Annotated in this window: 18 protein-coding genes; 12 read left to right on the top strand and 6 right to left on the bottom strand. The window is 71.9% G+C overall.

All coding sequences use genetic code 11. The features are described 5' to 3' along the window. Positions 1-32: 32 nt before the first annotated feature. A complete protein-coding gene (locus tag AB0P07_RS19620) occupies positions 33-1,178 on the top strand; it encodes a hypothetical protein (protein ID WP_365552208.1) in 1,146 nt (381 codons plus the stop codon). Here the strand turns inward: AB0P07_RS19620 and AB0P07_RS19625 are convergent, their stop codons facing one another. Next, complete coding sequence (locus AB0P07_RS19625; protein ID WP_365552210.1) at positions 1,179-1,631, bottom strand: ATP-binding protein; 453 nt, start codon at positions 1,629-1,631, stop codon at positions 1,179-1,181. It abuts the gene before it with no gap. Positions 1,632-1,725: 94 nt separating this feature from the next. Between AB0P07_RS19625 and AB0P07_RS19630 the strand changes: the two genes are divergently transcribed. The 6 genes from AB0P07_RS19630 (at position 1,726) to AB0P07_RS19655 (ending at position 8,100) form a co-directional block, all read left to right on the top strand. Further along, positions 1,726-2,574: a helix-turn-helix transcriptional regulator gene (locus tag AB0P07_RS19630; RefSeq protein WP_212730028.1), complete on the top strand. Its 849-nt coding sequence runs from the start codon at positions 1,726-1,728 to the stop codon at positions 2,572-2,574. Continuing rightward, positions 2,534-2,734, top strand: a complete 201-nt coding sequence (locus AB0P07_RS19635; RefSeq protein ID WP_365552212.1) for a DUF397 domain-containing protein — start codon at positions 2,534-2,536, stop codon at positions 2,732-2,734. Before AB0P07_RS19630 ends, AB0P07_RS19635 begins: the two co-directional genes overlap by 41 nt. A 217-nt stretch (positions 2,735-2,951) precedes the next feature. Continuing rightward, the gene (locus AB0P07_RS19640; RefSeq protein ID WP_365552214.1) at positions 2,952-5,180 is read left to right on the top strand and encodes a glycoside hydrolase domain-containing protein; all 2,229 of its coding nucleotides are present in this window, start codon (positions 2,952-2,954) and stop codon (positions 5,178-5,180) included. Between the two features lie 14 nt (positions 5,181-5,194). Further along, positions 5,195-5,641 carry a hypothetical protein gene (locus AB0P07_RS19645; protein WP_053638996.1) on the top strand — a complete coding sequence of 149 codons (447 nt, stop codon included), beginning with the start codon at positions 5,195-5,197 and terminating at the stop codon, positions 5,639-5,641. Then, the gene (locus AB0P07_RS19650; RefSeq protein ID WP_365552216.1) at positions 5,638-6,327 is read left to right on the top strand and encodes a hypothetical protein; all 690 of its coding nucleotides are present in this window, start codon (positions 5,638-5,640) and stop codon (positions 6,325-6,327) included. Before AB0P07_RS19645 ends, AB0P07_RS19650 begins: the two co-directional genes overlap by 4 nt. Positions 6,328-6,444: 117 nt before the next feature. Next, positions 6,445-8,100, top strand: a complete 1,656-nt coding sequence (locus tag AB0P07_RS19655; RefSeq protein WP_365552218.1) for a hypothetical protein — start codon at positions 6,445-6,447, stop codon at positions 8,098-8,100. On the opposite strand, the gene AB0P07_RS19660 is transcribed toward AB0P07_RS19655, so the two are convergent. Beyond that, positions 8,054-10,216, bottom strand: a complete 2,163-nt coding sequence (locus AB0P07_RS19660; protein WP_365552220.1) for a bifunctional glycosyltransferase 87/phosphatase PAP2 family protein — start codon at positions 10,214-10,216, stop codon at positions 8,054-8,056. The two genes, AB0P07_RS19655 and AB0P07_RS19660, sit on opposite strands and share 47 nt — an antisense overlap. Before the next feature lie 440 nt (positions 10,217-10,656). Between AB0P07_RS19660 and proP the strand changes: the two genes are divergently transcribed. Both proP and AB0P07_RS19670 read left to right on the top strand, forming a co-directional pair. Beyond that, positions 10,657-12,069 carry a glycine betaine/L-proline transporter ProP gene (gene proP / locus AB0P07_RS19665; RefSeq protein WP_365552222.1) on the top strand — a complete coding sequence of 471 codons (1,413 nt, stop codon included), beginning with the start codon at positions 10,657-10,659 and terminating at the stop codon, positions 12,067-12,069. 98 nt (positions 12,070-12,167) lie between these two features. After that, the gene (locus AB0P07_RS19670; RefSeq protein ID WP_365552224.1) at positions 12,168-12,839 is read left to right on the top strand and encodes an O-methyltransferase; all 672 of its coding nucleotides are present in this window, start codon (positions 12,168-12,170) and stop codon (positions 12,837-12,839) included. Between the two features lie 14 nt (positions 12,840-12,853). Here AB0P07_RS19670 and AB0P07_RS19675 read toward each other — a convergent pair whose 3' ends face one another. Next, positions 12,854-13,246 (bottom strand): hypothetical protein, encoded by a 393-nt coding sequence (locus AB0P07_RS19675; RefSeq protein ID WP_365552226.1) that lies wholly within the window; start codon positions 13,244-13,246, stop codon positions 12,854-12,856. 81 nt (positions 13,247-13,327) lie between these two features. Here AB0P07_RS19675 and AB0P07_RS19680 point away from each other — a divergent pair, with 81 nt between their 5' ends. Continuing rightward, positions 13,328-13,744 carry a DUF1992 domain-containing protein gene (locus tag AB0P07_RS19680; RefSeq protein WP_315978411.1) on the top strand — a complete coding sequence of 139 codons (417 nt, stop codon included), beginning with the start codon at positions 13,328-13,330 and terminating at the stop codon, positions 13,742-13,744. 15 nt (positions 13,745-13,759) lie between these two features. Here AB0P07_RS19680 and AB0P07_RS19685 read toward each other — a convergent pair whose 3' ends face one another. Both AB0P07_RS19685 and AB0P07_RS19690 read right to left on the bottom strand, forming a co-directional pair. Next, the gene (locus AB0P07_RS19685) at positions 13,760-14,470 is read right to left on the bottom strand and encodes a hypothetical protein (RefSeq protein ID WP_365552228.1); all 711 of its coding nucleotides are present in this window, start codon (positions 14,468-14,470) and stop codon (positions 13,760-13,762) included. Between the two features lie 4 nt (positions 14,471-14,474). Further along, on the bottom strand, positions 14,475-15,155 hold the full coding sequence (locus AB0P07_RS19690) for a hypothetical protein (protein ID WP_365552230.1): 681 nt from the start codon (positions 15,153-15,155) through the stop codon (positions 14,475-14,477). Positions 15,156-15,316: 161 nt separating this feature from the next. On the opposite strand from AB0P07_RS19690, the gene AB0P07_RS19695 reads away from it, so the two are divergent. Further along, positions 15,317-15,844 carry a GNAT family N-acetyltransferase gene (locus AB0P07_RS19695; RefSeq protein WP_365552232.1) on the top strand — a complete coding sequence of 176 codons (528 nt, stop codon included), beginning with the start codon at positions 15,317-15,319 and terminating at the stop codon, positions 15,842-15,844. Positions 15,845-15,892: 48 nt separating this feature from the next. Here the strand turns inward: AB0P07_RS19695 and AB0P07_RS19700 are convergent, their stop codons facing one another. Next, complete coding sequence (locus AB0P07_RS19700; protein ID WP_365552233.1) at positions 15,893-17,995, bottom strand: MFS transporter; 2,103 nt, start codon at positions 17,993-17,995, stop codon at positions 15,893-15,895. A gap of 213 nt (positions 17,996-18,208) precedes the next feature. Between AB0P07_RS19700 and AB0P07_RS19705 the strand changes: the two genes are divergently transcribed. Further along, complete coding sequence (locus tag AB0P07_RS19705; RefSeq protein WP_365552235.1) at positions 18,209-19,573, top strand: peptidoglycan-binding domain-containing protein; 1,365 nt, start codon at positions 18,209-18,211, stop codon at positions 19,571-19,573. Positions 19,574-19,588: the final 15 nt, after the last annotated feature.

Consider the following 19,588-nt stretch of genomic DNA (forward strand, 5'->3'; position numbering starts at 1 on the left):
TTTCACTCACGGAGCAAGCAGAAAGACGGGGCATGGCAACACGTAGAGGATTTCTGGGTACCGCGTCGGCCGTCGGGGCGGCAACGCTGTTCACCGGCCAATCGGCCTCCACCGCCTCGGCGGCCGCCGCGGGAGTCACCGCGACCGACGAGAAGGCGGCACGCGACGCGATACGCGCCGTCAACGCGAGAATGCGCGCCAACTACGCGACGCTCAAGAGCGAACTGACGACGCAACTCAGTCCGGTCATCGTCGTTTCCAACAACGCGGTCGGCGGACGCTTCACCCTCATCAACAACGGCACACAGGTCGAGACCGTCGATCCGGTCCCGGAGTACTTCGAACTGGCCAAGTCGATCGCCCACGTTCCGCTGGGCGTCTTCTCGGTGCTCGCCGCCTACCTCAGCGACCAGGTCCCCAACATCCCCAACGCGGACCGCATCGATCCGCACGACCTCGACATGGTCGTCACCAAGGCGCCGGGCGACAAGGGCTGGATCACCCCGCTGAACGCCTTCAAATCCACGCTCCGGACGGCGCACACCAAGCTCGGCACCGCGAACCTCCCCCTGGACCTGGAGAACTCCTGCGACAAGATCCTCAGTGAGGCCGTCCAGTTCATCGACGCCTCCATCACTGCCGAGTCGTTCGACATGGTGTCGTTCAACCGCTTCGCCGCCGCGGTCTACCCCTCCATCCGCGTCAACATGACCTTCGCCGCCACCGCGCAGATCACCGGCATCGAAGGTCTCATGAAGCGGTGGCGCACGCTGATCGGCGAGAAGGCGTGGAGCGACCTGTACGTCACGGTCCTGTCGATCTGGACCACGGCCGAGCTGAACCAGGCGTCCATCATCATCCGCCGCACCATGAACCAGGCGAAGGTGGACACCCACCTCATCGACCTGCCGACCGTGGAGACCCCCTCGGACCCGATCGCCGTCGCCCTCGACAACCTGGCCCGCATCGTCCAGGACAACGTCGCCGCCGAGATGGTCTTCAACACCGATCTCAAGGTCGCGGACGCCCTCAAGGGCAAGGAGGACCTGCTCTCCGACGAGATCCTCCAGCAGATCGGCGGTACGGCCCCCACCGCCCGGACCGCCTCCCTCGGTACGGCGGCAGGGACGGCAACGGCCGGCTCCTGCCCGATCACCAGGCGCACCGCAACGGTGTGATCACCGGGCGTCCCCCGCTTCCGGGGCGGGGGACGCCCCGCCGCACTCGAACCAGACCGTCTTGCCGCCCCCGGCGCCCGGCGCGACACCCCACCTGTCGGTCACCGCCTCCAGCAGCACCAGCCCCCGGCCGCCCTCCGCGTCGTCGCTCACCCACGCGGACGGCACGGGCTGCCGAGGGCTCCCGTCGGCCACCTCCACGCGGACCGCGTCCGCCTGCCGCAGCAACAGCACCGTGCAGCGCCGGTCGGGGACATGGCGTACGACGTTGGCCAGCAGCTCGGTCACGCCGAGTTCCACCGCGTCGGCCAGCTCGGCGAGGTCCCACTCGCGCAGGTACGAGCGGACGATGCGGCGGACGTGCCCCGCCGAGTGCGCGCCGGCGGTGAGGCTCATCCGGTACTGGTCCGCCACGGGGTGGCCCACGAGGACCGAGGGAAAGTATTCGTTCACGGCACGAGCCTGACGCCGGACGACTACCGTGGGCTACGGAACGGATACAACCGGTGCCCCAGTGGACCGAGTTGTGCGCGAAGGGGGGCTGTGCGTGACCCACATCAACGTCCTTGACCCGGGCGCCTCGCCGCTCGACTACTACGGCTTCGAGCTGCGCCGCCACCGGGAGGCCGCCGGGCTGACCCAACGGCAGCTCGGCGACATCGTCAACTACACCGGCTCGCTGGTCGGCCAGATCGAGACGGCGCGGAAACTGCCGACGCCGGAGTTCAGCGAACGGGTGGACGCGGCACTGGGGACGGGAGGGTTACTGTCCCGGCTGGTCACACTGGTGATGCGCACCCAGCTTCCGGCCTGGTTCCAACAGATGGCCGAGTTGGAAGCACACGCGGTCGAAATCTGCGCGTTCCAGACACACATGGTCCACGGCCTGCTCCAGACCGACGCCTACGTCCGGGCCGTGCTCGGGACGTTCGACCCGACGGACCTTGATGACCGTACCGCCGTGCGGCTCGCTCGTCAGCGCATCTTCGAGAAGCAGACCCCACCGGTCTTCTGGTCGATCGTCAGCGAGGCCGCGCTGCTGCAGGAGATCGGCGGCCGAGAAACGATGCGCGGCCAACTGGCCCATCTGTTGTCCTTCGAGGACAATCCTCGGATCAACGTTCAGGTACTCCCGTTCTCGGCGGGAGCACACCCGGGACTCACAGGCTCATTCAGCATCTTCCGGTTCGCGAGCGACCCGGCCATCCTCTACACGGAGAGGTACGGCAGCGGCCATTCGACCGCCAACCCGGAGAGCGTCAAGGACTGTTCACTCCGTTACGATCATCTTCGAGCCGCCGCGCTCTCCCTCAAGGACTCGGCGGCACTGATCCGTCGGGTGATGGAGGAACGCTATGGCGAGCAGGGCAATGCCGACGACTGTCCAGTGGCGTAAGTCCAGCTATAGCAGCGACCAGGGCGGCGAGTGTGTCGAAGTAGCCCTCGATGCCACGGTGGCCGTCCGCGACTCGAAAACCCCGGCGGGCCCGACCCTCACCCTCGCCCCCGCCGCCTTCACCACCTTCGTCGGCTGGGCCCGCGCCACCCACAAGTGACGCGTCGGCTTGCGCAATTGCGCCAACCATGAGCAGAACCCTGGGCCCTGTGATCTTCGTGTGCCTAAAGTGTGTGCGCCTCAGGCACTCGCAACAGGTCACCCCCTGACACACGACCGCGGCGGGCACGCACCACCTCTGCCCGACCCGCGCCGGTCGAGCGCGGCCTCGCTCGGGCTCGGGTGGCGGCGCCCTCCGTCCGAGAGGAAGCCGGCCCATGGCTGACGAGATGGTGCGCGCAGCGCAGCAGTTCATCAACACCACGTATGACGACGGCGCCAAGCTGGGCATATCGCGGCTCGACGAGAACGGCCAGACGAGCTGGACCGTGATGTACGCCCTGACCCGGGCGCTCCAGTACGAGCTGGGCATCTCCGGCCTGTCGAACAACTTCGGCCCCACGACGCTCTCCACGCTCCAGTCGAAGTACCCGAACATCCACGCCTCGGGCGCCCCCGAGAACATCGTCCGGATCGTGCAGGCCGGCCTGTACTGCAAGGGGTACGACGGCGGCGGCATCGACGGGACGTACAGCGAGCGGGTCCAGACCTCGGTGCTGTCGCTGAAGTCGGACATGGGTGTCGACTTCGCCTACCCCGGCAGTGACGTGGTCCCGAAGGTCTTCAAGGGCCTGCTGAACATGGACCCGTACGTCACCGTCAACGGCGGTTCCGAGCAGATCCGGGCCGTCCAGCAGTGGATGAACGGCGAGTTCGTCAACCGCCGGGACTTCTACATCGTGCCCTGCGACGGACACCACTCCCGGACCGTCGCCACGGCCATGCTCTACGCGGTGCAGTACACGATCGGCATGGCCGACGGCGTGGCCAACGGCAACTTCGGGCCGGGCACCAAGTCCGGGATCAAGGCGCACACGCTGTCGGTGGGGTCGTCCGGCACCTGGGTGCAGCTCTTCACCGCGGGCATGCTGCTCAACGCGCGGCCGGTGTCGTTCGGCGGCACCTTCACCTCGGCGCTCGCCGACGCCGTCCGCTCGTTCCAGTCGTTCGCCAAGCTCCCGGTGACGGGGCTGGGCGACTTCTCCACCTGGGCGTCGCTGCTGGTGTCGTACGGCGACCAGGACCGCAAGGGCTCCGCCTGTGACGGCGTCACCCGGATCACCCCCGACCGGGCCAAGGCCCTCAAGGCGGAGGGGATCACGATCGTGGGGCGCTACCTCACCAACCCGGTCCCGGGCGGCGGCACGGTGCCCGAGAAGGAGATCCAGTCCGGGGAGCTGCAGACCATCGCCGACGAGGGCATGCGCTGCTTCCCGATCTACCAGACCTTCGGCCGGGGCGCGAGCGACTTCAGCTATCCGCTGGGGCGCGCCGCGGGCCAGGCCGCGATCAACGCGGCCCTCGACCACGGGTTCAAGTCCGGGACCAGGATCTTCTTCGCCGTCGACTTCGACGCGTACGACTACGAGGTCACCGACAGTGTCCTGCCGCACTTCAAGGGCATCGAGGACGCGATGCGCGACGACGGCAACCGGTACACGGTCGGCGTCTACGGCCCGCGCAACGTGTGCACGCGCGTGTCCGACGCCGGGCACGCCTCGGCGTCGTTCGTGTCCGACATGTCCTCCGGGTTCTCCGGGAACTTCGGTTACCCGCTGCCGACGAACTGGGCCTACGACCAGATCGTCACCAAGACCGTCGGCTCCGGCAGCGGTTCCATCAACATCGACGTCGACATCGCCTCCGGGCGGGACAGCGGTCAGGGGTCCTTCGACCCGCCGCGCGGCGTCAAGCCGGACACCCGTCTCAGCCCCGACGTCACGACGGCCATGGAGACCGACGTCGGCAAGTACATGGAGTCCCTCGGCTTCCCCCTCGACGGGGGCCTGCGGTCGTACCAGCACTGGAAGTGCTTCGAGCGCACCGTCACCGCGCACGACGACCTGATCACGGAGCTGTCGAACCGGCACAACATGCGCAAGGCGCTGATCCAGACCACCGCCTACTGGGAGATGCGGCACATCTCCCCGGACGACGAGGCGGCCTGGGCCGCGGTCATCCTGGCCTTCAACACGACCCGGCAGTACATCCGGGACACCTCCACCGGCATCGCCAAGCAGCGCGCCGTCACTCTCATCGGCGCCTGGAACCACGCGCTGGACAAGGGGTACGGGTCGGGTCAGCCGCGCCGGGACGTGTCGGTGGACGAGGACAAGTACAACGCGTGGAAGCAGGCGTACGACAGCGAGACGTACGCCCTGACCAGCGTCGCGCTGATCCACCGCTGGGACATCGACGGCAAGCCCGGCGGCGACGACGACTCACCGGCCCTGCGCCAGCCCACCCTGGGCTACACGGACCAGGAGATCTACGAGGTCCTGCGCCGCTACCAGGGTCCCGGCGACGTCGCCTACGAGGAGGCCAAGAAGAGAATGGGGCTCTACTACGTGATGGAGAAGTACAACTCCATCTCCCGCAACCTCTGACAGGAGTACGGCACATGTCAGGCGACCAGCCCTACGCCGAGCACGAGGGTGCCGTCCTGCTGCTGTTGCTGCTGGCCGGTCTCGTCGCCGTGGTGTGGCTCACGGTCCGTGCGGTCACCGGCCTGGTGCGGGCCCGCCGGAGGGGCACGACTCTCCTCGGTCCGGCGGCCGTACTGGCCTGGGACGCGGCGGTCGGGATGTACACCTGGGGGCTGCTCCACCTGTTCTTCTTCGACGACCACGCCCAGGCCGAGGCCTGTGCGAAGGCCGTCGACGGCAGGGTCACCGGCTACGAACCGACCTTCGTGCCGCTGCACTTCGGCTGCCGCACCGGTGACGGCCGGGTGACCGAGGCGGTCGTCCCGTCCTATCTCAACCCCGCGACCCTGCTGCTCGGCATCTGCGCGCTCGTCCTGACCTGGCTCGTCATCGCACACCACAAGAAGGGCACCCACACGTGACCACCCCCCTGTCCCGCCGCCACGTCCTGCGCCGTGCCGCCTTCCTGGCCGCCGGGGCCGCCGTCGGCTCCCAGGTGCTGTCCTCCCCCGCCCTCGCGCGGCCGGCCGGTCCGGAGCCCGACAAGCTCCGCGAGTCGGTGCGCAAGGCGCAGGAGCGCAACAAGCGCGTCCTGAGCGGCGTCCCGTCCCGCAACGGATGGGAGATGGAGAAGACCGCCGACAACCGCGGGCACGTCTACACCAGACCCGTACCGGGCCTTCCGGTCGACGGCGTCCAGCTACGCATGGGCGACGTCGAAACCGTGCTGGTCCACGTGATCCGCCGCTTCCACTACGAGGTCGACGAACTGCGCCGCGGCGACGTGACCGGCTGGCGCCACCCCTCCACGGTCCGCAAGGGCATGGCCGAGTCGAACCAGGCGTCCGGTACGGCGGTCCAGATCCGGCCCGCTTCCTACCCGTCGGGAGTGCGGGGCGGCTTCTTCCCGCAGCAGTTGACGGCGATCCGGGACATCCTCGCGGAGTGCGGCGGCGTGGTCCGCTGGGGCGGCGACGACAAGCACCCGGACGAGGCGCTGTTCTACATCGACGTCAAGCCCGGTGACGACAGGCTGCCGAAGCTCGCCGAGAAGATCGTGGACTGGGACTGGACCCCCGGCAAGGGGGCCGGTTCCGGCACCGTCTGAGCCGGAGCGGGAGCGCGCGCCGGACCCGGTCCGGGCCAACGTTTCTGTTCGATTTATCGTCTTCGCACGTGTGTCCACTCCGGGCACGCCCGATGACCTCGAACGGAAACCCCGACCGTGGCCCCTGCCGAACTCACCGTCCCTCGGCCCGAACAGCGCCGGGACGGACGTCCGGGTAACGCACTGCGCGCCTTCGGGCGCCGGCATCGCGTGCCGCTGCTCGCGACCCTGCCCACCATTCCGCTGTACGCGGTGTGGTGGGCGTTTCTCGCCACGGGCGGCGGGGACCTGGCCGCGCAGGAGGCGTGGGCCGACTTCGCCTCGCACCACGGGGGTTCGGCGTACGGGCTGTTCTGGTACGGCGGGATGCACACCGCCAACTACAGCGTCGTCTCGCCGTACTTGATGGCACTGTTCGGCGTGCGCACCGTCACGGTGGTGTCCGGGCTCGCCGCCTCCTGGCTCGCCGCCGTGCTGATGGTGCGGAGCGGCGTGCGCCGGCCCGGGTGGCCCGCGCTGCTCGCCTCCCTCGCGCTGTGGTGCGACGTCGCCTCGGGCCGGACCACCTTCGCGCTCGGCGTCGCCCTCGCGCTGGCGGCCTGCGTACCGCTGGTGCGGGAGCGGCGGCTGTGGCTCGGCGCCGGGTACGCGGCGCTGGCGACGACGGCCTCGCCGGTGGCCGGCCTGTTCCTGGCCGTCGTGGGGGCCGCGTTCCTGCTCGTACGGGACTGGGGACGCGCCCTCGTGCTGCTCATACCCCCGGCCGCCGTCGTCGGGCTGACGACGCTGTTCTTCCCGTTCACGGGGGAGCAGCCCATGCCGGCCGGCCGCATCTGGCCGCCGGTCGTGCTCGGCCTCGCCGTCACCGTGCTGGCCCCGCGCACCTGGCGGGTGGCCCGGTGGAGCGGGGCCGTCTACGCGCTCGGGACCGTGCTGACGTATCTGATCGCCTCCCCGGTCGGCACGAACGTCGAGCGGTTCGCGGAGCTGTTCGCGCCCGCCGTGCTGCTGGCGGCGCTGCTCACCGCCCCGCCCGCGCTCACCGCGGACCGGGTGCGGCGGCTCACGCGGGGGCTGCTGGCCGTCGCGCTCGTCTACTCCGTGTGGTGGGTGGGCGGCAAGACCGTCTCCGATCTGCGGGTGTCCACCGTCGTGCCCGCCTGGGCCGCCGAGACGGACGGTGTCGTGGCCGCGCTGGAGGGACTCGGTGCCGACCGGACGCGGGTGGAGGTGGTGCCCGCCCGCAATCACCGCGAGGCCACCCTGCTCGCCCCGCACGTGAACCTGGCCCGCGGCTGGAACCGGCAGCTGGACGTGGAACGCGGGCGTCTCTTCTACGACGGCACCTTCTCCGCCGCCACCTACCGGGAGTGGCTGGACCGCTGGGCGGTCGGCTTCGTCGTCGCCCCGCTCGGCAGACCGGACGGCCCCGCGCGGGCCGAGGCGAAGCTGGTCCGGGACCCGGAGCTGCGGCCCGGGTGGCTGGAGCCCGTGTGGCGGGACGCGCACTGGCAGGTCTACCGGGTGCGGGACGCCGTACCGCTCGTCTCCGCGCCCGGCACCGTCGTGTCCACCGGCCCCGCCGACCTCGTGCTGCGCGTGGCGCGGCCCGGCGCGGTGACCGTGCGGGTCGCCTGGTCGCCGTGGCTGCGCAGCGACGGCGGGTGCCTGGCGCAGGACGGCGAGTTCACCCGGCTGACGGTCGAGGCGCCGGGCGAGTACCGGATCAGCTCTCGGTACGGTTCTTCACCGGGGTCGGGGGGCCACTGCTGACACCGGGCTCGGGCCGGGACTCGGGGCCGGAATCGGGTGCGGGGCCGGAATCGGGTGCGGGGCCGGAATCGGGTGCGGGCTGCGGCCGGGAGGCGGCTGCCGCCGTCCCCGCCGTCACCGCCGCCCTGGCCCGCGGGCCCTGGAACCAGTACGTCAGCCCGAAGCCCGCCGCCACCACGGCCGCCCCGCCCACCGCGTCCAGGACCCAGTGATTGCCGGTCGCCACGATCGCGGAGACGGTGAACAGCGGGTGGAGCAGGCCCAGGGCCTTCATCCACGTCCTCGGCGCGATGATCGCGATCGCCACCCCGCACCACAGCGACCAGCCGAAGTGCAGCGACGGCATCGCCGCGTACTGGTTGGTGAGGTGGGTCAGCGTGCCGTAGTCCGGCTTGGAGAAGTCCTGGACGCCGTGCACCGTGTCGATGATCCCGAGCCCCGGCATCAGCCGCGGCGGGGCCAGCGGGTAGAGCCAGAAGCCGACCAGGGCCAGCAGGGTGGCGAAGCCGAGGGAGGCGCGGGCCCAGCGGTAGTCGACCGGGCGGCGCCAGTACAGGACGCCGAGGACGGTCAGCGGGACGATGAAGTGGAACGACGTGTAGTAGAAGTCGAAGAAGTCCCGCAGCCAGCCGACACCGACCACCGCGTGGTTGATCGTGTGCTCGATGTCGATGTGCAGGAAGCGCTCGAGGTCGAGGATCTGCGTGCCGTGCTCCTCGGCGCGCGCCCGGCCCGCCGAGTTGCTGCCGCCGGTCGCCGCGAGGCGGACCTGGGAGTAGGCGGCGTAGGTGACCCGGATGAGGAGCAGTTCGAGGAGGAGGTTGGGGCGGGTGAGGACCCGGCGCAGGAAGGGCAGCAGCGGGACGTGTGTGAAGCGGGCCGGGACCGGTGGCGCGTAGGCGGTCGGGGTCGGGTTCTCGAAGTAGGGCGACGTGCGCGGCAGGAAGGGCACGGCGACGGCGGCGGCCAGCGCGGCGAGCAGCACGACGTTGTCGCGCAGCGGGTACAGCGCCTCCATGTTCGGCAGCATCATCTTCGCGGGCAGCGTCATCACCAGGACGACGGCGACCGGCCACACGTACCGGTCGGAGGCCCGCTTGCCGACCCGGCCGACGACCGCGGGCAGCACCCACAGCAGCTGGTGCTGCCAGGTGGCCGGGGAGACGACGACGGCCGCGCAGCCGGTGACGGCGACCGCGAGCAGCAGCTGGCCGTCGCGGGCGTAGCGCACGGCGCGGCGCAGGGCGAGGACGGCGACGGCGGCACCGAGCGCGAGGAAGAGGGCGATCTCCAGGGGGCCGCTCAGGCCGAGGCGGAGCAGGACGCCGTGCAGCGACTGGTTGGCGAGGTCGTCGGCCGCGCCGCCCAGGCCGACGCCGGCCATGTGGTGCACCCAGTACGTGTAGGAGTCCTGCGCCATGGCCACCCAGGCCACGGCGGTGCAGCCGACGAACGTGATCCCGGTGGACACGGCGGCGCGTCTGCGGTCGGTGAACCACAGCAGGGGGACGAAGAGGAGCACGGTCGGCTGGAAGGCGGCGGCGACACCGATGAGCACACCGCCCAGCCGGTCGCCCTGGGCCCCGCGCACGGCGAAGCAGCCCAGCAGGACGAGGAGGACCGGGATGATGCTGGTCTGGCCGAGCCAGAACGCGTTGCGCACCGGCAGGGACAGCATCAGCAGGCTGATGGCGACCGGCGCCGCCAGCAGCGCCGTACGGCGTCCGACGGGCTGGGGCAGGGCGCGGGCGGCGACCAGGCCGAGGGCGACGACCAGCAGCAGCGAGCCGAAGGTCCAGCCCCAGCCGAGGGCCTGCTCGGCGGCGCGGGTGAAGGGTTTGAGGACCAGGCCGACGAACGGCGTGCCGGTGAACTGCGTGGAGTCGTAGAGCGATCCCTCCACGTGCAGGACGCCGTGCTCGCCGACCCAGGTCTCCAGGTCTGTCAGGCGTTCCCCGCGCGGGGTGCCGAGCACCGCGGTCACCTGGCGCACGGCCAGGACGGCGGTGATCAGCCACAGACCCAGGCGTGCGAGGCGCAGCCGTGCTCTGGTCGCGTCGACGGCCGTGGCTCCGAAGGACTCCGCTGGTCGCCCACTGTGCTCCGCATTCGCCACGCCTCGTCGGCCTCCCGCCCCGTTCGTACCGTCCGTACGTACCGTACGTGCCGTCCTCGTGCACGCCGTGTGTCGTCCCTGCGAACCCTATGAGGCTCGCACCGTCCCCGGTGGAAGACGCGGGCACCCCCCACTCAACCTGACAGCCGCCCGCTTTTCGACTCGGGTGGATTCCCGGGAGCGAGAAGGATCACAGCTCGCGGCCACAGGAACGGCGCGCGGCGCGCGCATGTCCCCTGCGTGTACGCGATTTTGGTGCACAGTGCAACGAACAGCATACCGGGCGTAAGCGGCGCATCACCGCCTATGGTCGCTTTTCTGCCCGTGGCCGAGCGTCTCGGGCTCTTTCCGGCCCGGCGACAGCGCCGCCGTACGGGTCCCGGCGTTCCCCGCGCCTCCGTCCCCGTCCCCGTCCCCGTCGAAAGCAGGCGAGCGTAGTTTTGTCGGCCGCCCCCGTTGCCGCTCCGTCCTCCCGTGCCCCGTCCCGCACGGCCCCCGCGTCCGTCCCGCGTACCGCGGGCGCGCCCACCGCCGCCGATCCCGCGCTCGTCCGGCGTGCCGTCAAGGCGGCGGCGCTGGGCAACGCGATGGAGTGGTTCGACTTCGGCGTCTACAGCTACATCGCCGTGACGCTCGGCAAGGTCTTCTTCCCGTCGGGCAACCCGACCGCGCAGCTGCTCTCCACGTTCGGCGCCTTCGCGGCGGCGTTCCTGGTGCGGCCGCTGGGCGGCATGGTCTTCGGACCGCTCGGCGACCGGGTCGGGCGGCAGAAGGTGCTCGCCGTGACGATGATCATGATGGCGGCGGGCACGTTCGCCATCGGGCTGATCCCGTCGTACGCGACGATCGGCGTCTGGGCGCCGGTGCTGCTGCTGGCCGCGCGGCTGGTGCAGGGGTTCTCGACCGGCGGTGAGTACGCGGGCGCGTCCACCTTCATCGCCGAGTACGCGCCGGACAGGCGGCGCGGCTTCCTGGGGAGCTGGCTGGAGTTCGGCACGCTCGCCGGGTACATCGGGGGCGCCGGTCTGGTGACGCTGATGACGGCGCTGCTGTCGGACGGCGACCTGACGTCCTGGGGCTGGCGCATCCCCTTCCTGATCGCGGGCCCGATGGGCATCGTCGGCCTGTACCTGCGGATGCGCCTGGAGGAGACCCCGGCGTTCGCGGCCGAGGTGGAGAAGGCGGAGACGGCGCGGGTGAAGGTGCCGCTGCGCGAGATGGTCTCCGGGCAGTGGCGGGCACTGCTGCTCTGCGTCGGCCTGGTCCTGGTCTTCAACGTCACCGACTACATGCTGCTGTCGTACATGCCGAGCTACCTGACCAGCGAGCTGAAGTACGACGAGACCCACGGGCTGCTCGTGGTGCTGGGCGTGATGGCGCTGATGATGGTCGTCCAGCCGTTCGCGGGCGCGCTGACCGACCGCGTCGGGCGGCGGCCGCTGATCGCGGCGGGCTGCGCGGGCTTCCTGCTGCTGTCCGTCCCGGCGGTGCTGCTGATCCGCGAGGGCAGCCTGCTCGCGGTGGCCCTGGGCATGGGCGCGCTGGGCCTGCTGCTGGTCTGCTTCACGGCGTCGATGCCGTCGGCGCTGCCCGCGCTGTTCCCGACGCGGGTGCGCTACGGCTCGCTGTCGATCGGCTTCAACGTCTCGGTGTCCCTGTTCGGCGGGACGACGCCGCTGGTGGTGACGGCGCTGATCGGGGCGACGGGCAACATGATGATGCCCGCCTACTACATGATGGCCGCGGCCGTGGTCGGCGGCGTGGCGGTGTGGTTCATGACGGAGTCGGCGGGCCGGCCGCTGCCGGGCTCGGCGCCCGCGGTGGAGACCTCCGCCCCCGGAACACACCGGTGAAAAACCCTGCGGCGCCCGCACCCCGCGTCTAATATTCGTTAGCGCACCTACTTAGAACGGCTAAGTAGAGCGAACGGGAGACACGGGGTGCACACGGCATGAGCGAGTCGCAGCTCTGGGACGACGTCGACGGCTACTTCATCACCCACCTCGCGGCGGACGACGACGCCCTGGCGGCCGCCCGCAGGGAGAGCGACGCCGCCGGGCTGCCCCCGGTGAACGTCGCCGCCAACCAGGGCAAGCTCCTGCAGCTGCTCGCCCAGATCCAGGGCGCCCGCACCGTGCTGGAGATCGGCACCCTCGGCGGCTACAGCACCATCTGGCTGGCCCGCGCCCTGCCCTCCGACGGCCGCCTGGTCACCCTGGAGTACAGCGCCCGGCACGCGGAGGTCGCCGTCCGCAACATCGCCCGCGCCGGCCTCGACGCCCTCGTCGACGTGCGCGTGGGCCCCGCCCTGGAGTCCCTGCCGAAGCTCGCCGACGAGAACCCGCCGCCCTTCGACCTGGTCTTCATCGACGCGGACAAGGGCAACAACCCGCACTACCTCGAGTGGGCCCTCAAACTCACCAGCACCGGCGGCCTGATCGTCATCGACAACGTGGTCCGCGGCGGCCGGGTGGCCGACGCCCAAGACACCGCCGACGACGTGCGCGGCACCCGCGCCGCCATCGAGCTGATCGGCAGCCACCCGCGGCTCAGCGGCACCGCGGTCCAGACGGTCGGCGTCAAGGGGTACGACGGGTTCGCACTGGCCCGCGTGCTGGCCTGAGGCCGCCGGGCCCGCTAGACCTCGTGGTAGAAGCCGACGTTGACGCTGCGCGGCTCCGCGCGGTCCTGGACCACGACCTCGCCGCTGCCGCCCCTGGGCAGCGGCACCGTGCCGCCGTACGGCAGGGACTGCGGGTGTTCGCCGATGGTCAGCCGGACCTCGCTGGAGGGGTCCGGCTGCGAGCCGCGCAGCCAGCTCAGCCGCCAGGTGCCGTCGTCTCCGCAGCGGAACTCCAGGTGGACCCGGGAGACGAACAGCCAGTCGTCCGGCGTCGCCAGCCGGCACACGGACCTGTCCCGGCCCACCCGCAGCACCGAGTCCGGCTCGCTGGGCGCGTCGGCCATCTGCATACCGGCCGTGGCGCCCGCGTCCGCCGCGGTGACGGTGGCCATGGTGAGTTCGAGCACGTGCGCTCCTTCGAGGTCCGTCGGCTTGTCGCCGCCGCATGATAGATCGACCCGGGGAGCGGTGTCCGGCACACTGGGTTCATGACCGAGCGAAAGCCACCCGGCGTCGACTTCGAGTCCTGGGTCGACAAACAGATTCGAGACGCGGAGTCGCGCGGCGAGTTCGCCGAGCTGCCCGGCGCGGGCAAGCCCCTGCCGAGCGAGATGGACAGCACCTACGACGAACTGTGGTGGGTCAAACGGAAGATGGCCCGCGAGGGCTTCTCCGTGCTGCCGCCCACGCTGGCCCTGCGCAAGGAGGCGGAGGACGCTCTGGAGGCGGCGGCGAAGGCCCCGTCGGAGCGGGTGGTCCGGCGCATCGTCGAGGAGATCAACGTCAAGATCCGCGAGGTCATGTTCAAGCCGCCGCCCGGCCCCCCGCTGGGTCTGAAGCCCTACGACGTCGAAGAGGTCGTACGGCAGTGGCGGGAGGGCCGGGCGGACGGGGCGGAGCGGTGATGTGACGCCTGTCGGTCACAGGCGCATCAGACGGCCCGCCAGTTCGCGGTAGTCCCGCAGCGCCAGGCGGAGTTGCTCGGTGTCCGTACCGGGCGCGCCGCCGCCCTCGCCGGGCTCCCGCCAGGAGGCGCGCAGGGATCGACGGCGGTGCGTCACGGCCTCCGTGAAGCGGGCGGTGATCTCCTCCAGCACCCGGTCGGCCTCCTCGACGGAGGCACGCGGCGCGTCGACGAACCCGGCCAGCGCGTGGTGCAGCCGCTCACCGAGCCGGTCCGAGTCGGTCGGCGGGAGGAGTGGCCGGTCCGCCGCCGGAGAGGGCTTCGGGGGCGTCGCCGGGGAAGCGGGCCCGGGGGCGGCCCCGGCGGGGGCGGCCGGGGCGACCGCGGTGCCCGGATCGGCCGCAGTGCGGGCATCGGGCCGAGTACCGAGACCGGCCGCAGTGCGGGCATCGGACGTAGGGCCGGGATCGGCCGCAGCAGTGCGGGCATCGGGCGCAGTGCCGGGGGCGGCCGGGGTGCCCGGGGCGGCCGTGACGCCGCGGTCGGCCGTGGTGCCACGATCGGCCACGGTGCGGGCGTCGGCCGTGGTGCCGGAACCCGGGCTCGTGCCAGGGGCGGAATCGACGCCGCGCTCGGCGTGGACGTCGCCGCGGACGGCGTTGACGTCGCGGCCGGAGGCGGTGTCGTGTCCGGCGGCGGTGCCGGGCTTGCCTGTCGTGTCGGACATGACCTCAGCTCTCCTTCGGTCGACGCTTGCCGAGCGACCACGCGTGGGGCGCCCGGGCCGCCGGGGCCGGTTCGCCGGCGCGGGCTTCCGGGGCCCGCCCCCGCCCGTCACGGCCGTCGTGGCGGGCCGGGCGCATCAGGGCCTCGAACAGCGCGCGGGCCTCGACCATGGACGCACGCATCTCCTCCGTCTCCGTAGCGCCGCCGTCCCGCGCGTCGTCCACGCGCGCGTGCGTCGCACGGTGCACGCGGCGGTAGCCCTCGACATGGTGGGGGTGGTGCACGGACAGCGCCGTGAGCTGCTCCTCGTACTGCCCGCCGTCCGGGAAGCCCCGGACACCGGCGAGTTCCGCGAGGAGCCGGTCCGCCTCGGCGACCGCCTCGCGCGGGGAGTCGACGAAGCGTTCCTGGGCCGCGGTCCAGCGCGCCTCGAAGCGCTCGCGCTCGGCGGGTTCCAGGGACCGCGTGCGCAACGACCCGTGCCGCCGCAGCCGTTCGGTCAGTTCGCGTTCGGCGGCCTTGGTGTCGCCGTCGTGCCGGGCGACGGCCAGGTCGTACTCGGGCCCGAAGCGCCGCTTCAGGCCTCCGCCGTGCCGGGTTCCCCGTGCGCGCAGGGCAAGGACGGCCGCGACGACGAGCACGACCGCGACGACCACGATCAAAGCGATGATCACGCCTGTGGACATGAATGCCTTCCGGGTTTCGGCCTGCCGGCTCTCCGAGCGGCCGGTTCGCCGTTCGTGTTGCCCCCGAGGCCGCGCTCAAACGGTGCCCGGCGTGCGCCGACGGCGCACCGCTGGGAAAATACGCTTGCTCCGTCCACCGGTCCCTGCCGACCATGCCCGTCATGACCTGGACCGTCGCCCCGGAACCGTACGACTCCCCCGTCGCCGCCGCCCTGTGGCGCGCGTACTACACGGAGGTGAGCGACCGCTGGTACCGGTTGTACGAGGGGCACTCCACCGACCCCGACGAGCTGGAGCGGGAGATCGCCGCGTACTCCGGCTCCGACCTCGCACCGCCCCGGGGAGGGCTGTTGGTCGCGCGCTACGACGGTGAACCGGCCGGCACCTCGGGCGTGCGGCTGCTGGACGACGCGACCGCCGAGCTGACCCGGGTGTTCCTGTACGCCGGGATGCGCGGCCGGGGCGGCGCCGCGCTGCTCGTGCGGGCCGCCGAGGACGTGGCGCGCACGCTCGGGGCCGAGCGCGTCGTCCTGGACACACGCGGCGACCTCGTGGAGGCCCGCGCCCTGTACGCGCGCCTGGGCTACACCGAGACCGAGGCGTACAAGGAGGATCCGTACGCCGAGCACTGGTTCGCCAAGCCGCTGCACGCTGACGGCGGCTCCCGAAGGCCCACGGCTGACGGCTGACGGCTGACGGCTGACGGCTGACGGCTCACAGCTGACGGCTCACGGTGGTCAACCGGCCCGCGCGGGCGTACGCCCCTCCTGCGCCTCGCGCCCCTTGCGCCCGGCGTGCCGGTCGTGCGGGCGCTCCCGCTCCGAGCCGCACAGCTCGCCGGTCAGCTCGTGCACGAGCTGCACCAGGTCGGTCGGGCGGTCCGGGCCCCACCAGTCGCCGAGCAGCTCGGCGAGGGAGTCCTCGCGGGCCAGCGCCAGCCGTTCGGCGACCTCGCGCCCCCGGCCGGTGAGAACCAGGTCGGGGCCCTCCCGAACGGCCAAGTGGCGTTCCTCCACCTGGCGGGCGGCCGCCATCACGGTGGCCAGCGGTACGGGGCTGCGCTCGGCGAGCTGGGCCGGCTCGACCCGGCCGTACTTCCTGACCCGCAGCAGGATCCAGCTCGACGCGGGCAGCAGGTCGTAGCCCGCCCGGTCGGTGATCCGGCGGTAGATCTCCCGGCGGCCCTCCCGGGTGCCGAGGACCGACAGGGCGCGGCACACCTCGTCGTGCGAGGAGCGTTCCACCGGGTTGCTGGCGAGGGTCTGGGTGGCGTCCGGGGCCGTGACCGAGCCGCGCAGCCGGTCCTCCTTGAGGAACCAGGCCAGGAGGAAGGCGACCAGGGCGACGGGAGCGGCGTACAGGAAGACGTCGGTGATGGAGGAGGCGTAGGCGTGGATCGCCTCGGGGCGCAGCGCGGGCGGCAGGGCGCCGATGCCGCGCGGGTCGGCCTTGAGGGTGTCCACGGAGACGCCGGGCGGCAGGGCGGCGCCCCGGAAGGCGTCGGTGAGCTGGTCGGCGAGGCGGCTCGCGAAGATCGTGCCGAAGATCGCCACGCCGAACGAGGCGCCGATGGACCGGAAGAAGGTCGCGCCGGAGGTGGCGACGCCCAGGTCCTCGTAGGCGACGGCATTCTGCACGATGAGGACGAGCACCTGCATCACCAGGCCGAGTCCCAGGCCGAAGACGAAGAAGTAGGCGCTCACCTCGGCGGTGGCGCTGTTCTCGTCGAGCCGGTGCAGCAGGAGCAGGCCGAGGGTGGTGACGGCGGTGCCCGAGACGGGGAACACCTTCCAGCGGCCGGTACGGCTGACGATCTGCCCGGAGAGGGTCGACGACAGCAGCAGGCCGAACACCATCGGCAGCATGTACACACCGGACATGGTGGGGGTGACGCCGCGCACGACCTGCAGGAACGTCGGCAGGTACGTCATCGCGCCGAACATCGCGAAGCCGATGACGAAGCTGATGACGGCGGAGAGCGTGAAGGTGCGGACGCGGAAGAGCTTGAGCGGCAGGACGGGCTCGGCCGCCCCGCGCTCCACGGCCACGAAGAGCACGGCCAGTACCACCGCCAGCACCGCGAGCCCGATGATCTGCGGGGAGCCCCAGGCCCAGGTCGTGCCGCCGAGCGAGGCCACCAGGACCAGACAGGTGGCGACGGAGGCGATGAGGAGGGTGCCGAGATAGTCGATGACGTGCCGGGTGGTGCGGCGCGGGATGTGCAGGACCGCCGCGATGACGGCCAGGGCGACGATGCCGATGGGCAGGTTGATGTAGAAGACCCAGCGCCAGCTGAGGTGCTCGGTGAAGACCCCGCCGAGCAGCGGCCCGAGCACGCTGGTCGCGCCGAAGACGGCGCCGAACAGCCCCTGGTAGCGGCCTCGTTCGCGGGGCGGGACCAGGTCGCCGACGATCGCCATCGACAGCACCATCAGCCCGCCGCCGCCCAGCCCTTGCAGAGCGCGGAAGGCGATCAGCTGGCCCATGCCCTGCGCGATGCCGCACAGCGCGGAACCGACCAGGAAGATCCCGATCGCCAGCTGGAACAGCCTCTTGCGCCCGTACTGGTCGCCGAGCTTGCCCCACAGCGGTGTCGCGGCGGTCGCCGCCAGGAGGTACGCGGTGACCACCCAGGACAGGTGCTCCAGGCCGCCCAGGTCGCTCACGATGGTGGGCAGCGCCGTCGACACGATGGTCTGGTCGAGCGCGGCGAGCAGCATGCCGAGCAGCAGGGCCCCGATGGAGACGAGCACACCGCCGGCGACCTGCTCCCGCTCCCCCGGCGCCCCCGGCCTCCGCTCCGGTGCCGCCTCCGTCGCCCCGCGCACGTCTCCGGCCATGTGGACCTCCACGGTGTCATGCCGCTCACGGTGTCGATGCGCACAGCCCGTCCAACCGTCCGGGCCACTGCCCATCCAGGTCGGTGTGACCAGTTTTGGCCGTTTCAGTCCTCCGGGAAGCCGGGATTCCGGGGGCGTGTGCGCGAAAGTGTGGAGAAGATCTGCATAATCTCTGAAGTTCGCGAGGGGAGTCGCGAGGGGAGGGACGAACGCGTGAAGCAGGAGAAGGAGCCGCCGCAGGAGCGGCCCGCGAGGGCCTCGTGCCCGGAGTGCGGCACGCCCAGAGCGGCGGACAACACGCCGTCCTGCGCCTGCGGCACCAGGGCGTCCGACGCCCTGCGCGACGCGCGCACGGCCCAGGCGGCAGCGGCGGAGGACTTCGACCCGCTGCGCATACGGCCGTACGTCGAGCTGGACGGGGCCGGGGGCCCCTCGGGCGCCGCGACCGGTACAGCCGGTGCGTCGGGTACGCCCGGCGCGTCCGGTACGACTGGAACATCCGGTACGACTGAAACGTCTGGCACGCCCGGCCTGCCCGGTACATCGGGCGTGTCCGGTGAGCGGCCCGCGCCCGCGCCCTCGTCCGACCTGGACGCCACCATGACGCTGCGCGCGGTCGACGCCGGTGGGGGTATGGGTGCCCAGGCCGATACGGGTGCCACCGCCGGTGCGGGCGCCCAGGCCGGTGCGGGCGCCGCCGCTGGTGGCGGCGGGGGCGGCGCCGGCGGCGGGGGCGACGCCGGGGGCAGTGGCGGCGCCGATGACGGTGCCGGTTCCCCCGGCGGCGGCGCGAAAGCGACCTCCGCACTGCCGACGCCCCTCGCCCCCTCGTCCGGCTTGCCCAGCGCACACGACCTACGACTGTTCGACACGTCCGCCACCGCGCCCCTCCCCCAGGTGGCGCCGGGGACGGAGGGCGCACAGGGCGCGGGCGGCGCCGGGCGGCCTCCGCGCAGGCGCCGCAAGGGGGTACTGCTGAGCGCCGCCGGGGCGGTCGTGGTCGTGGTCGGCGCCGCGGGATACGCCGGCGGGCTGTTCTCGTACGACACGCCTTCGCGGGACGGGGCGATGCCGGACGAGGTGCGGGCGAGCGTGCCGGACGCCTCGACGAGCGAGACCTCGCCGAGCGCGGAACCGAGCGCCTCCTCGGCCTCGTCGACGCCCTCCGCGTCGGCCTCGCCCTCCGAGTCCGCTTCCCCTTCGGCCAGTGCGAGCGCCTCGGCCTCGCCGTCCCCGTCGGCGTCGAGCGCCTCGCCCACACCGTCCCGGTCGGCGGAGCCGACGCAGAGCACGACCGCGCCGGGCGCCGACGCCTCGCAGGAGTCCGAGGGCGACGACCTCACCCCGGACGGCGGCCCCACGCTGCAGCGCGGCGACCAGGGTCCGGAGGTCGTGGAACTGCAACAGCGCCTGGCCGCGATGGAGATGTACCGGGGCGACCTCAACGGCAACTTCAACCGCCAGGTCGAGGACGCGGTCCGCCACTACCAGTGGTACCGCGGCATCTACACCGACGGCGTCGGCGTCTACGGCCCGGACACCCGCCGCAGGCTCGAGTCGGAACCACGACAGCCGTAGTCGCGGCAGCCGGGC

It is taken from the genome of Streptomyces sp. NPDC085944, assembly GCF_040686295.1.
Classification (GTDB): Bacteria; Actinomycetota; Actinomycetes; order Streptomycetales; family Streptomycetaceae; genus Streptomyces; species Streptomyces salinarius.

Coding starts and splice junctions, on each gene's coding strand:
- AB0P07_RS19620 (WP_365552208.1), top strand. CDS start 33: ATGGCAACACGTAGAGGATTTCTGGGTACCGCGTCGGCCGTCGGGGCG.
- AB0P07_RS19635 (WP_365552212.1), top strand. CDS start 2,534: ATGGCGAGCAGGGCAATGCCGACGACTGTCCAGTGGCGTAAGTCCAGC.
- AB0P07_RS19640 (WP_365552214.1), top strand. CDS start 2,952: ATGGCTGACGAGATGGTGCGCGCAGCGCAGCAGTTCATCAACACCACG.
- AB0P07_RS19645 (WP_053638996.1), top strand. CDS start 5,195: ATGTCAGGCGACCAGCCCTACGCCGAGCACGAGGGTGCCGTCCTGCTG.
- AB0P07_RS19670 (WP_365552224.1), top strand. CDS start 12,168: ATGAGCGAGTCGCAGCTCTGGGACGACGTCGACGGCTACTTCATCACC.
- AB0P07_RS19680 (WP_315978411.1), top strand. CDS start 13,328: ATGACCGAGCGAAAGCCACCCGGCGTCGACTTCGAGTCCTGGGTCGAC.
- AB0P07_RS19685 (WP_365552228.1), bottom strand. CDS start 14,470: ATGTCCGACACGACAGGCAAGCCCGGCACCGCCGCCGGACACGACACC.
- AB0P07_RS19690 (WP_365552230.1), bottom strand. CDS start 15,155: ATGTCCACAGGCGTGATCATCGCTTTGATCGTGGTCGTCGCGGTCGTG.
- AB0P07_RS19695 (WP_365552232.1), top strand. CDS start 15,317: ATGACCTGGACCGTCGCCCCGGAACCGTACGACTCCCCCGTCGCCGCC.
- AB0P07_RS19700 (WP_365552233.1), bottom strand. CDS start 17,995: ATGGCCGGAGACGTGCGCGGGGCGACGGAGGCGGCACCGGAGCGGAGG.